Source organism: Aquibium microcysteis, from assembly GCF_014495845.1.
In the GTDB taxonomy this organism is placed as follows: Bacteria; Pseudomonadota; Alphaproteobacteria; order Rhizobiales; family Rhizobiaceae; genus Aquibium; species Aquibium microcysteis.
The window spans coordinates 2,344,460-2,357,182 of sequence record NZ_CP061080.1; the positions used below are offsets into that span (position 1 = coordinate 2,344,460).

Consider the following 12,723-nt stretch of genomic DNA (forward strand, 5'->3'; position numbering starts at 1 on the left):
CGCCCCGGCTAGGGAAGGTTTCCCCCCCTCCGTCTCGGGCTTCGCCCGAGCCACCTCCCCCCCACTTCGTGGTGGGGCGGATAGGAGCCAGGCTGGACGCCCGTCCGCCACCCCGCAAAGCGGGGGGGAGGTGGCTCGGGCGCAGCCCGAGACGGAGGGGGCGTAGCGCGCTCGCAGGCAAACCCACCCCGGCACGGAGCGGCGGCAACGCTGTCGCGCTCGCGCAGATTTCAGGAAGGACGCGCCGCCGCCGGGCGCCAGCCCCCGCAATGACGAACGGTCCCCGCCACTGCGTGGGGCGGAGGACGCGCGCCGGGCCGCAGGCCCATCCGCCACCCCGCAAAGCGGGGGGGAGGTGGCTCGGGCGAAGCCCGAGACGGAGGGGGGGCAGCGCCCTCGCAGGCAAACCCACCCCGGGACGGAGCGGCGGCAACGCCGTCGCGCTCGCGCAGATCTCAGGAAGGACGCGCCGCCGCCGCCGGGCGCCAGCCCCAGCAATGACGAATGGTCTCCCCCACTGCGTGAGGCGGAGGACGCGCACCGGGCCGCAGGCCCGTCCGCCACCCCGCGAAGCGGGGGGGAGGTGGCTCGGGCGCAGCCCGAGACGGAGGGGGGGCAGCGCGCTCGCAGGCAAACCCACCACGGCACGGAGCGGCGGCAAAGCTGTCGCGCTCGCGCAGATGTCAGGAAGGACGAGGCGCCGCCGCCGGGCGCCAGCCCCCGCAATGACGAACGGTCCCCCCCACTGCGTGGGGCGGAGGACGCGCGCCGGGCCGCAGGCCCGTCCGCCACCCCGCGAAGCGGGGAGGAGGTGGCTCGGGCGAAGCCCGAGACGGAGGGGGGGACCTCGCCGAGCGCCACCCTCCGACAGGACGAGCACCTCGAACACCCTAGCCCCGCTCCGCCGCCTGCGCGTCGATGATGCCGCGCACCGTGGCCACCAGATCGCCCTCGGCGAGGACGCCAGACCCGAACGCAGATGCCGCGCTCCGTCGCGCCCCCCTCTGCCTGCCGGCATCTCCCCCACGAGGGGGGAGATCACTCTCTCCGCCAACCTCGCCAATCGCCAGCGTTGCAAGACGAGCGCAGAGGCTCGAACCGCCGATCTCCCCCCTTGTGGGGGAGATGCCCGGCAGGGCAGAGGGGGGCGCGACAAAGCACCAACCCCGGACAGGACGAGCACCTCGAACACCCTAGCCCCGCTCCGCCGCCTGCGCCGCGATGATCCCGCGCACCGTCGCCACCAGCTCGCTCTCCGGCACCTCCACCTGCGCCGGCCGGCCCTCGCGCCAGGAGGCATTGTCGGTGATCTTTTCGGCCATCCGCGCGCCCTCGACGAGGTCCTTGACCTGCACGACGCCCTTGGCGCGCTCGTCGCCGCCCTGGATCACCACGCAAGGGGCGCCGCGCCGGTCGGCATACTTCATCTGCGGCTTCATGCCCGAGCCGCCGAGATACATCTCGGCGCGGATGCCGGCGGCGCGAAGCTCGCCCACCATCTTCTGGTAGCGGCCGAGGCTCTCGGTATCCCGATCCATCACCAGCACCACCACCGGGCCGGGCATTTCGGCCGTCTGCAGCTTGCCGAGGTTCTTCAGCGCCGTCATCAGCCGCGACACGCCGATCGAAAACCCCGTCGCCGGCACCGGCTCGCCGCGGAAGCGCGACACCAGCCCGTCATACCGCCCGCCGCCGCCGACCGACCCGAACCGCACGATCTGCCCGTCCTCGTTGGGAATCTCGGCCAGAAGTTCGGCCTCGTAGACCGGGCCGGTGTAGTATTCGAGGCCGCGGACGACGGAGGGGTCGATGCGAATGCGGTCGCGGAGGTACCCGGAGCGAACGCAGAGGCTTTGTATGTCCGCTAGTTCCTTGTCCCCTTCGATGAAGGTATTGTTCTCGAGAACAGAAAAGCGACTAAAAATCGGAAGCCCCCAATTCAGCAGCGGTCCAGTTCCCTCTTTGGATAACCGCTCTCGCTCCTTCAGCCGGTCCTCGGTCGGATCAGCGTTTACCGCAGCCGTAGGTCTTGTCATCGCCAAGACCACGTCGATTTGCTCCCGATCCAGCCCTGCGCCCTTGGTAAAGTCCCCAACGCCTATCTCGCCGCCGTCCCACCGCCCTTCGCCGAGCAGCTTTTCAATCTCTCGACGGGGGAATTTGTCGGCCTTGTCGATAGCTCTCAACACAGCCAGCTTCTGGCTAGAATCGACAATGCCAATACCCTCCAGCACGCCGTCCAGCACCTTGCGGTTGTTCACCCGGATCACATAGTCCCCGCGCGCGATCCCCAGCGCCTCCATCACGTCGGCCATCATCATCGCCATCTCGGCGTCGGCGGCGACGCCCGGCGTGCCGACCGTGTCGGCGTCGAACTGCATGAACTGGCGGAAGCGGCCCGGGCCCGGCTTCTCGTTGCGGAACACCCAGCCCTGGCGGTAGCTGCGGAACGGCTTCGGCAGCTTCTCGAAATTCTCCGCCACGTAGCGGGCGAGCGGCGCGGTCAGGTCGTAGCGCAGCGACAGCCACTGCTCGTCGTCGTCCTGGAAGGAGAACACGCCCTCGTTCGGCCGGTCCTGGTCGGGGAGGAATTTTCCGAGCGCGTCGGTGTATTCGATCATCGGCTGCTCGACCGGCTCGAAGCCGTAGAGTTCGTAGACGGCGCGGATCTTCGCGCACATCTCGTCCACGGCGCGGATGTCGGCCGCCTGCCGGTCGACGAAGCCGCGCGGCATGCGCGCTTTCATCTTCTCGCTCTTTCCGGTCATTTCCGTCGCATTTCCGGCCGGTTCGCGGTTGCCCCCGGCCCTGGAGAACAATCCTGCGCGCGTTTAGCCGATGGGGCCGGAAGCGGCAAGGGTTGGCGGCGGAGGTGAGGCTCCCGGCAACAGGTGCCGGGGGCCGGCCGCCTGCCCCGAAGCCGCCCGGATCGCGCCCAAATTGCGCCCAGCCGCCCGAACATCTTCCGCGGCATGTGAAATTCTTCGCCGCGCCGGCCGCGGCCGAAGACTAGGCATGGCTTCGAAAGGAACGGGACAAGGGTCCCGGCAAGACGCAGATGGACACGATGAGCCACGACACCCCCTCCCGGCCTCGGACCGGCGGCCTCAGGCCCGCCCGCGGCGGCGATGACGTCCGCAGCAGCAGCTCCGAAGGCGCCATGCGCGGCGCCACCATGACGCTGGTGATCGCGCTCTATCCGCTCGTCGGCTCGGTCACCGTGGTGATCGCCGCGCTGCTCCTCGCCGGCGGAGCGCTCGCGGGATGAGCGGCATGGACGACCGCCGCGGCCGCCCGCACGACCTGCCCGCGGAAGGCGCAGGCCTTCGCGCGGCCATCGCGGTGGCCGTCTTCACCCTGCTCGCCGCCGCACTGCTGCTCGGCTTCGGCGGATGGGAGCCCGAACTCTGCAGCGCCCTGCGCGCCGGCTATCCGCTCTGCGCATTGTAGCGCAGCCGTTAAGATTGAAGGCAAAATCTTAACGCACGTCATCCAATGATTTGAAGGGCAACCTTCCTTCGGTTCCGCGCTCGTCGGGACCAGCTTCGTCATTCGGGGGACGAGATGACTTTCCGTGCGATTTCCATTCGCAGCACGCTGTATGGCCTCGCCATCCTGCCGCTCGCCATCATCGCGCTGCTGGGCGGATATCTGGCCTGGACGTCCTACCGGGAGTACGCGGACCTGCGGCAGGCCATGCCGGTCAAGGATCTGGCAGAGGCAGGGTCGCAGCTCGCGCTGGCACTCCCCGCCGAGGCGCTCGCAGACGAGAAGACACGGGCCGCCGCGCGGACGCGCACCGACCAGGTGTTAAGGCAGGTGCTCGACGCGCATGCGGCGCTGCTGGCGAGCGGCCAGAAGGACCCGGTGATCGAGGAGACCATGGCGGTCATCCGCGACGGCATCGCCAAGGTCGGTCCGCACCGCGTCCGCATCGACGAAGGCAAGGCCGCCTTCAACGAGTCGCTCTACATCCTGCAGCCGGTCTCGGCCGCCGGCCTCAAGCTGATGGACCGCGCCGGCGCCGTCATTTCCGACCTCGCCATCGCCCGCTTCGTCTCCGGCTTCCACGCGCTGATGCAGACCAACGACGCGGCGCTGATCGAGAACAACCTCGGCATCACCTTCCTGAGCGGCGAAACGCTTCCAGCGCCCGCCTTCGCCTACATGATCCATGCGCGCAGCCTGACGGAGATCCACCGCCCGGCCCTGATGGACCTCCTCCCCGCCGGCATCACCCGGGGAATCCGCTCCTTCGAAGCCGGGCCCGGCGGCGGGACCCTGAAGGCGGCCCGCCAGGACGTCTTCCGCAACGACCAGGCCGCGCGGACGTCGGCCGTCACGCTCGAAGAGTGGACCAGGGCCAAGCAGGAACAGTATCCGGTCCTGCGCGCCGCGATCGGGCAGACGGCCGATGCTCTGGAAAGCCTCGCTCTCACCCGCCTCGCCGACGCGCGTTCGTCCTACCTCTTCTATGTCGCGCTCACCGCGACGGTGGTCCTGCTGGTGTCGGCGCTCTGCGTCCTGGCCGTCCGCAGCATCGGCACGTCCATCCGCGGCATCGCCGGCCGCATGCAGGCCCTCGCCGAAGGCGACGTCGAGACGGTGATTCCGCTGCGCGACCGCCGCGACGAGATCGGCGAGATGGCGCGGTCGGTGGAGATCTTCCGCGAGGCGGCGCTGCGCAACCGTCGGCTCGAAGCCGAAAACGCGCGCCAGCGCGAGGCGGCCGACCGCGAGCGTCAGGCCATGCAGGCGAGAGCCGAGGCCGATGCCGAGCAACGCCTCAACCAGGCGACCGGCTCGCTGGCGGCGAGCCTGAGACGTCTGGCCGCCGGCGATCTCGGATGCGACATCGAGGAGCGCTTCGCCGAGCGCTTCGAGCCGCTGCGCAACGACTTCAACACCTCGATACGCCAGCTGCGCACCGCCATGGCGGAGGCTGTGCGCTCGGCCGCCGTGGTCGGCAGCGGCTCCAGCGAGATCTCGCAGGCATCGAGCAACCTCGCCCGCCGCACCGAACAGCAGGCGGCCGCGCTGGAAGAGACCGCCGCGGCGCTCGACCAGGTCACGGCCAACGTCACCGCCACCTCGCGCCGCACCGCAGAGGCGCGCGACCTCGTCCGCTCGACCCGCGACAGGGCCGAACAGTCGAGCGCGGTCGTCCGCAACGCCGTCGGCGCCATGGAGCGCATCGACCAGTCGGCGCGCCAGATCACCCAGATCATCGGCGTGATCGACGAGATCGCCTTCCAGACCAACCTGCTCGCGCTCAATGCGGGGGTCGAAGCCGCACGTGCCGGCGATGCCGGCCGCGGCTTCGCCGTGGTCGCTCAGGAGGTCCGCGCGCTCGCCCAGCGCTCGGCCGAGGCCGCCAAGGAGATCAAGGGCCTGATCGCGAATTCGGAACGCACCGTCGGCGAAGGCGTCCAGCTCGTCACCGACGCCGGCGGCAGCATCTCGGCGATCGAGGAACTGATGCGGTCGATCGACGCCCACATGGACGCCATCGCGGCGGCAGCGGCGGACCAGTCCAACAGCCTCGGCGAAGTCAACATCGCCATGAACGACATGGACAAGAACACCCAGCAGAACGCCGCCATGGTGCAGCAGGTGAGCGCGTCGGGCGACGAACTGCGTCTGGAGAGCGCGCGGCTGGCCGAGATGCTCGGCCGCTTCCGCACCGGTGCGGAAGCGGGAGACCTGCGCCAGGCCGGTCAGGCCATGCGGGCACCCTCTCCCCGGCCGGCGCAACGCCAGGCCGCCGCACGCTCCGGCCGTCCCGCCACGACCGGCAACCTCGCCCTCGCCCGGCAGGACGAGTCCTGGGAAGAGTTCTGATGGCCTTGCAGCGGACGGAAGGACTCTGTCGCGAGGCTCCCGTTGTCGACCGCGGGCGCGGAAACGTGCCTGCGCGCATGCCGACCTCGGGTGTCAGCGCGGCCGGCTGAAACGCAGCCGCTCGGCCTCGACGCCCGCGCGGCAGGCGCAGCCCTCGATGTGGTCGTTCACCAGCCCCATCGCCTGCATGAAGGCGTAGATCGTCGTCGGCCCGACGAAGCTCCAGCCGCGCTTCTTCAGCTCCCTGGAGATGCGCGTCGACACCTCCGTCTTCGGATTGGCGGTGAGTGTCGGATAGTCCACCCGCTCCGGCCGCTGATGCGGCTGCGGCTCGAAGCGCCAGAACCAGGCCGCCAGCGAACCGAACTCGTCTGCCATCTCCCGGGCGCGCCTGGCATTGTTGATGGTGGAGACGATCTTGCCGCGGTGGCGCACGATGCCGGCATTTCCGAGCAGCCGTTCGACGTCGCCGTCCCCGAAAGCCGCGACGCGCTCGAACTCGAAGTTCGCGAAGGCCTCGCGAAAATTCTCGCGCTTCTTCAGGATGGTCAGCCAGGACAGTCCCGACTGGAAGCCTTCCAGGCAGATCTTCTCGAACAGGCGCCGGTCGTCGGCCACGGGCCGGCCCCATTCCTGGTCGTGATAGTGCCGGTAGAGCGGATCGTCGCCCGCCCAGAAGCAGCGTGTCACACCGTCGTCGCCGGCCGTCAGCCCCGTCTTTTCCCCGCTCATTGTCCCTCGATGCGATGGTTAACCGTCGTCGTCCGGCCTTAAGCGGCGCTTTACCAGATTCCTGAACCGCCCGGTAACCACGGCACGATCTTTCCTGACAATCGCGCCTTCGAGACAATTCGATTCACCTTTCAGACTCCCCGGTTAACCACAATCGCCTCCGACCCGGCCGTCCAGTTCCGGCTGCCGGCATCAGGCGATGTGTGGAGTGTACGTCCGATGAAGAAATCCCTTGCCCTCGCGGGCGTGGCGCTGGCCGCCGCGCTCGCCGCCCAGCCGTCCGCGGCGCAGGATCGCTACGGCCAGCGTCCGCCGCTGGTGGTCAGCCCCGACCTGACCGCGCCCTGGGTCATGCAGCTCGGTCGCGCGCCCGGCCGCCAGCTCGCCCGCCAGCCGCGCGCCGAGCAGCGCCAGGTCTACTATCCCGGTCGCGACAATGCCGCCGTCGACCGCGATGCGCTGCGCGTGATGGACAAGCCGCGCGGCCAGCGGTCCGCGCTGCCGGCGCCCGACCGGCAGATCCGCACCGCCGCCATCCAGCGTCCGGTGCAGCCGCAGATCAACCCGATCTACCTGCCGCAGGTCGTCGCCTATGACGGTCCCGAGAAGCCCGGCACCATCGTCATCGATACGACGAAGAACTTTCTCTACCTCGTGGAAAGCGGCGGCCAGGCCCGCCGCTACGGCGTCGGCACCGGCAAGCCGGGCTTCGAATGGTCGGGCACCCACAAGGTGACGCAGAAGCGCGAATGGCCCGACTGGCGCCCGCCGGCCGAAATGATCGCCCGCGAAAAGGCCAAGGGCCGGCACCTGCCGGTCCACATGGCGGGCGGTCCCGAGAACCCGCTCGGCGCGCGCGCGCTCTATCTCGGCTCGACGCTCTACCGCATCCACGGCACCAACCAGCCCTGGACGATCGGCCAGTCCGTCTCGTCGGGCTGCATCCGCATGCGCAACGAGGACGTGATGGACCTCTACGAACGCGTCGGCGTCGGCACGAAGGTGATCGTGATCTGATCCGGGCCGGCCCTCGGCCGGATCATGCCGGCGCCCGATCCCGGGCGCCGGAGACAGGAAGTTGGAGGACGCCATGAACCCGCTCGTCACCGTTCTGATGCCGGCCGCCTTGTCGGTCATGATGTTCTCGCTCGGCCTCGGCCTCACGCTCCAGGATTTCCGCAACGTTCTGCGCAACCCGAAGGCCTTCGCCGTGGGCACGCTGGCGCAGTTCGTCATGCTGCCGCTGATGGCCTATCTGATCGCACGGATCTTCGCGCTGTCGCCGGAGATGGCGCTCGGTCTCGTCATCCTGTCGCTCTGCCCCGGCGGCCCGACGTCGAACCTCATGACGCGCTTCGCACACGGCGACGTGGCGCTGTCGATCTCCGTCAACGGCGTCTCGAGCTTCGCGTCCCTCTTCACCATGCCGCTGCTGGTCGCCTTCTTCGTCGGCCACTTCCTCGGCGCGGCGGCACCCGACGTCCATCTGGGGTCCCTCGGCTATTCGATGTTCCTGCTCACCACGCTGCCGGTGGCCTCGGGCATGGCGGTGCGCTTCTATCTGCCGGCCGTGGCGGGCCGTCTCGACGAACCGATGCGCAAGATCGCCTCGCTGCTCCTGATCGTGTTCGTGGCCGGAACCCTGATCAGCAATTGGACCCTGTTCGTCGCCGCGCTGCCGACGCTTGGTCCCAGCATCGTCATCCTCGGCTCCCTGTTGTTGGCGACGGCGCTCGGGCTCGCCCGCATAGCGCGCCTCGGCACCGCCCAGGCCACGGCCATTTCCATCGACACGGCCATCCAGAACGCAGCACTCGGCATCGCCATCGGCGCGCTGGTCGCGGGTCCGGAGGTCGGCGTGCCCGCCTACAGCGTCCCGTCGGGCGTCTACGGCGTCACCATGTATCTGCTGGTCATCCCCTTCACCCTGTGGCGAAGGCGGCTCGCCGAGCGGAGCTACCCGGCGGTCGCGAGAGCCGCCGCCTGATCCGGCACGCCCTCCGGCCGCGGTCCGCCATAGGCCCAGTCGAGCAGCTCCACCGTATGCACCACCGGCATCCTCGCCGCCGAGGCGATCTGGGTGATGCAGCCGATGTTGCCGGTCGCCACGAGCGCCGCGCCCGTCGCTTCGAGGTTCTTCACCTTGCGGTCGCGCAGCGTCGCGGCGATCTCCGGCTGCAGGATGTTGTAGGTGCCCGCCGAGCCGCAGCAGAGATGCCCCTCGCGCGGGTCCTTCACCGTGAAGCCGGCCTTCGCCAGCAGCTGCTTCGGCTGACGCGTGATCTTCTGGCCGTGCTGCATGGAACAGGCCGAGTGATAGACGAGAGTCAGGCCTCCCGGCCGCTCCGGCGCCGGCAGGTCGAGCGTGGCCAGATACTCGGTGACGTCCTTGGCCAGCGCCGAGACCCTTGCCGCCTTGTCCGCATAGGCCGGGTCGAGCCGCAGCATGAAGCCGTAATCCTTGATCGTCGTGCCGCAGCCCGACGCGGTGATGACGATGGCGTCGAGCCCGCCCCTCTCGATCTCCGCCGTCCAGGCGTCGACGTTGCGACGCGCCGACGTGAGCGCATCCTCCTCACGACCCATGTGGTGCACCAGCGCGCCGCAGCAGCCCTCCCCCTCGGGCAGCACCACCTCGACCCCGAGCCGCGTCAAGAGCCGGATCGTCGCCTCGTTGATGCCGGGCTTCAGCACCGGCTGCGCGCAGCCTGACAGGAGCGCCACCCGCCCGCGCCGCACGCCGGCCGCCGTCCGCGTGCCGGGCTCGGCCGATGGCGACCGCGCCGGGATGGTTTCGGGCGCCAGCGCCAGCATGGCGGCGAAGGGCTTCAGCCCGATCGCGCGGAACAGCCCGGCGAAAGGCTTGCCGAACCGCGCCATGGCCAAGGCCGCGCGGAACCTTGCCGGATGCGGCAGCACGGCCGCGAGCACGCCGCGCGTCAGCCGGTCGACGAGCGGCCGCCGGTAGGTCTTCTGGATATGCGCGCGGGCATGGTCCACCAGATGCATGTAGTTCACGCCCGACGGGCAGGTCGTCATGCAGGCGAGGCAGGACAGGCAGCGGTCGACATGCGTGACGATCTCCTCGTCCGCCGGCCGGCCGTTCTCCAGCATGTCCTTGATCAGGTAGATGCGCCCGCGCGGACTGTCGAGCTCGTTGCCGAGCGTCACGTAGGTCGGACAGGTCGCGGTGCAGAACCCGCAATGCACGCATTTGCGCAGGATCGACTCCGCCTCCGCGACGTGCGGATCGGCGAGCTGGGCGGGGGAGAAGGATGTTTGCATGGCTTTCGGCTGTCATACGCCCTGAAGATGGGGCGTGGGGGTTCCCGCCACGCACCCATTGACGTCCAGAAGAACGAAATGTCCGGCAACCGGTGAAAGGAGAGCGTTTCGTATCGAATGTCCAATCGCCCGCACCTGCGGCAGCCGCGGACTGTGGAGCACCAGAACGGAAATCGCCCTGCCCTTCAGATTCCGCTGATAGGGCATCTTCCGGTCACCGGTGATCAGCCACCGGTAACCCAGTTGATCGGCTTGCCGAATGAGGTTGCCATCATCCAGACTCCTCCAAACGTCCGCAAACCGATCGACTGGAAAATCCGGGGTGGACAAGAGGTCTGCAATGTCTGCGGGAACGCCTTCGTCCACCATCGCAAATCTCACGCGGCTGCCCGGAACTTCTTCGCAGCCAGCATGATCGCCGCTTCGGCCCTCTCCCGTCCGACCGCCGGATAGTTTCGCAACAACTCGTCGAGCGACAGGCCTGCGGCGAGATTCTCGAAGAACGCTTCCACTGGAATCCGCGTGCCCTTGAAGACCAGAGCACCGCTTACGATGTCCGGGTTCGACTCGAAGAGATCCTTTTCGGTCACGTCTGCGCCACTCATCACACTTTTCCTGTCCTAGATCAGCCATCCGTCCGGATTCCGGATCGGCTCGTCGCGCGAGGCCGCCATCAGGCCGATCACGCATCGTACCACGAACCACGCGGCCGTCGCGATCATCAGCAGGAAGCCGACCAGCAGGATCGCCAGCATCAGCGAGATCAGCGAATAGAGCAGCCCGATCCAGAAGGTCCGGATCGCATAGGTGTAGTGCGTCGCCGCCCAGCCGGTGGCCTTGTCGCGGTTGACATGGGCCATGACGACGCCGATCAGCGGCGTGAAGGCGAAGGCGAAACCGGCCAGGTAGAGCACGTAGATCACCTGGATGTTGGTCTTGCCCGCTTCCAGCCATTTGTCCGTCTGGCGTCCGCCGGAGTTGGCGTCGCTCATGTCAGCCTCCTGTCGCTTCGAGAGCCGCACCGGCCACCGCATGCGCGGCGGCCATCCGGCCGGGATTGAGGATGCCCTTCGGATCGAACTCGGCCTTCAGCCGCGCCGACAGCGCCGCCAGCGCCGCCGGCTGCGGCTCGAACACCGGCACCGCGGCCCGCTCGGCGAGGCTCGCCCGCACCAGCGTCGCATGCCCCCCGCCATGCCGCCTGATCAGGCCGCGCAGCGCCGCCGCCTCGCTCTCGCCTTCCATCCGCAGCCACACCAGCCCGCCCTGCCAGTCGTAGAACGCATCGACCGCCGCCTGCATGCGCAGCGCCATCACCATGCGGTGGCCGTCCGACGGCGCCATCGACACGCGCCACACCGGCCTGGCAGAGCCGTCGGCGAAGGGCGCGACGTCGCGCACCTGGCGCCAGAGCCGCCGCGACGCGCTCTCGTCGATCGTGTCGATCGCGAGCATCGAGAACAGGTGCTTCAGCATCTCCGACCGGTAGACCACCGACGGCCCGAAACCCTCGACGCGCAGCAGCGTCGAGGCGCGACCCGACAAGGCGCCGTCGAGCACCTTTCCCGTCACCGTCTCCGGCAGATGCGCGGCTGCCGAAACCTCCGCGCTCGATCCCGTCGCCACCGCCATGGCCGCGACCGCCTGCTCCTCCGTCAGCCCCCGAAGCACCAGCGTGGTCTCGGTCTCCGATCGCGGCAGCACCTTGAAGGTGACGTCTGTGAGCACGGCGAGCGTGCCCCACGCGCCGGCCATGGCCTTCGACAGATCGTAGCCGGTGACGTTCTTCACCACGCGCCCGCCCGCCTTGAAGGCCTCGCCACGACCGGACACGGCGTTGATGCCCAGGATATGGTCGCGCGCCGCACCCGCCTTGAGCCGGCGCGGCCCGGCGAGATTGGCCGACAGCAGCCCGCCGATCGTGCCGCGCCCCGGTTCGCCGCCGAGCAGCGGTCCGTAATCCATCGGTTCGAAGGCGAATTCCTGATTCCGCTCCGAAAGCAGCGTCTCGATCTCGGCCACCGGCGTGCCGGCGCGTGCCGACAGCACCAGTTCCTCCGGCTCGTAGAGCGTCACGCCGGACAGGCCCGAGCAGTCGAGCACATGCTCGGTCTGCACGGGCCGCCCGATCCCTTGCTTGGAGCCCTGCCCGACGATTTCGATCGGCTCGCCCTCGCCGGCCGCCCAGCGCACGACGTCCAGCACCTCGGCCGATGTGGTGGGGGTAAAACGGGTCAAGAGCGTCTCACTTCGCCGGCGTCCCGCGATAGAGGTCGGCCACCCGGCACGAGAAGCCGAACTCGGGCAGCTCGATCAGGTCGTCTGGCGAACGAAAGACGCGCCCCTGCCAGCCGTTCGAGCGTGACCAGACTTCGACTGCGAATTCCTTCTGCGCGATGATCAGCACATGGAGGCAGTGTTGCGAGGCCGCATAGAGAAAGCGTTTGCGGCTGATCGATTCGCGCGTGTTGGAGTCCGATAGGATTTCGGCAGCGAGATAGTAGCGCGACCCATACACCTCGTTTTCGACCTGCCCGTCGACCACAGCGACATCGGCGACCGCGAGGAAATCCGGATGCTCATCGGACCTGATACCGACTTCCTGGAGTGCGGCGAGGTCGGACCTGTGCTGCTCCAGTGCCTTGTCCAGCAGGCGCGCGAGATTTCGACCGATCATCTGATGCGGATGAGTTGCCGGAGACATCATCACGAAAGCCTCCCCGTCGATCAGCTGCCAGCGTTCCTCGCGCGGACGGTTTTCGATGAAGGTGAGGAACTCTTCGGCGGTCAGCCTGCCCGGCGGTGGCGCGACATGCGTGTTCATTCAGACGCCCTCCTTGCTGGAGCCATCATAGCCCGAATCCG

Annotated in this window: 13 protein-coding genes; 5 read left to right on the forward strand and 8 right to left on the reverse strand. The window is 68.7% G+C overall.

Features of this window, described 5'->3' with window-relative positions; all coding sequences use genetic code 11:
- Nucleotides 1-1,193: 1,193 nt before the first annotated feature.
- Nucleotides 1,194-2,768 (reverse strand): histidine--tRNA ligase, encoded by a 1,575-nt coding sequence (gene hisS / locus IAI54_RS10890; RefSeq protein WP_187972358.1) that lies wholly within the window; start codon nt 2,766-2,768, stop codon nt 1,194-1,196.
- A gap of 299 nt (nt 2,769-3,067) precedes the next feature.
- On the opposite strand from hisS, the gene IAI54_RS10895 reads away from it, so the two are divergent.
- The 3 genes from IAI54_RS10895 to IAI54_RS10905 all read left to right on the forward strand — a co-directional run bounded on the left by IAI54_RS10895 (nt 3,068) and on the right by IAI54_RS10905 (nt 5,841).
- Nucleotides 3,068-3,268, forward strand: coding sequence for a hypothetical protein (locus IAI54_RS10895; RefSeq protein WP_187972359.1), 201 nt, complete (start codon nt 3,068-3,070; stop codon nt 3,266-3,268).
- A 5-nt stretch (nt 3,269-3,273) separates the two neighbouring features.
- On the forward strand, nt 3,274-3,450 hold the full coding sequence (locus IAI54_RS10900) for a hypothetical protein (RefSeq protein WP_187972360.1): 177 nt from the start codon (nt 3,274-3,276) through the stop codon (nt 3,448-3,450).
- Between the two features lie 114 nt (nt 3,451-3,564).
- Nucleotides 3,565-5,841 carry a methyl-accepting chemotaxis protein gene (locus tag IAI54_RS10905; RefSeq protein WP_187972361.1) on the forward strand — a complete coding sequence of 759 codons (2,277 nt, stop codon included), beginning with the start codon at nt 3,565-3,567 and terminating at the stop codon, nt 5,839-5,841.
- A gap of 93 nt (nt 5,842-5,934) precedes the next feature.
- Here the strand turns inward: IAI54_RS10905 and IAI54_RS10910 are convergent, their stop codons facing one another.
- A complete protein-coding gene (locus IAI54_RS10910; RefSeq protein ID WP_187972362.1) occupies nt 5,935-6,573 on the reverse strand; it encodes a DNA-3-methyladenine glycosylase I in 639 nt (212 codons plus the stop codon).
- A 219-nt stretch (nt 6,574-6,792) separates the two neighbouring features.
- Here IAI54_RS10910 and IAI54_RS10915 point away from each other — a divergent pair, with 219 nt between their 5' ends.
- A complete protein-coding gene (locus tag IAI54_RS10915) occupies nt 6,793-7,590 on the forward strand; it encodes a L,D-transpeptidase (RefSeq protein ID WP_187972363.1) in 798 nt (265 codons plus the stop codon).
- A 73-nt stretch (nt 7,591-7,663) separates the two neighbouring features.
- Complete coding sequence (locus IAI54_RS10920; RefSeq protein ID WP_187972364.1) at nt 7,664-8,560, forward strand: bile acid:sodium symporter family protein; 897 nt, start codon at nt 7,664-7,666, stop codon at nt 8,558-8,560.
- Here the strand turns inward: IAI54_RS10920 and glcF are convergent.
- Genes glcF through IAI54_RS10950 form a run of 6 tightly spaced genes read right to left on the reverse strand, consistent with a single transcriptional unit; the run spans nt 8,530 to nt 12,682 of the window.
- Nucleotides 8,530-9,858 (reverse strand): glycolate oxidase subunit GlcF, encoded by a 1,329-nt coding sequence (gene glcF / locus IAI54_RS10925; RefSeq protein ID WP_187972365.1) that lies wholly within the window; start codon nt 9,856-9,858, stop codon nt 8,530-8,532. The genes IAI54_RS10920 and glcF overlap by 31 nt on opposite strands.
- A 12-nt stretch (nt 9,859-9,870) precedes the next feature.
- Nucleotides 9,871-10,227, reverse strand: a complete 357-nt coding sequence (locus tag IAI54_RS10930; protein WP_187972366.1) for a hypothetical protein — start codon at nt 10,225-10,227, stop codon at nt 9,871-9,873.
- Nucleotides 10,228-10,235: 8 nt separating this feature from the next.
- A complete protein-coding gene (locus tag IAI54_RS10935; protein ID WP_187972367.1) occupies nt 10,236-10,463 on the reverse strand; it encodes a DUF433 domain-containing protein in 228 nt (75 codons plus the stop codon).
- Nucleotides 10,464-10,478: 15 nt separating this feature from the next.
- On the reverse strand, nt 10,479-10,850 hold the full coding sequence (locus IAI54_RS10940) for a DUF4870 family protein (protein WP_187972368.1): 372 nt from the start codon (nt 10,848-10,850) through the stop codon (nt 10,479-10,481).
- Nucleotide 10,851: 1 nt separating this feature from the next.
- On the reverse strand, nt 10,852-12,096 hold the full coding sequence (glcE, locus tag IAI54_RS10945) for a glycolate oxidase subunit GlcE (protein ID WP_187972369.1): 1,245 nt from the start codon (nt 12,094-12,096) through the stop codon (nt 10,852-10,854).
- 7 nt (nt 12,097-12,103) lie between these two features.
- The gene (locus IAI54_RS10950) at nt 12,104-12,682 is read right to left on the reverse strand and encodes a Uma2 family endonuclease (protein WP_187972370.1); all 579 of its coding nucleotides are present in this window, start codon (nt 12,680-12,682) and stop codon (nt 12,104-12,106) included.
- Between the last annotated feature and the right edge of the window lie 41 nt (nt 12,683-12,723).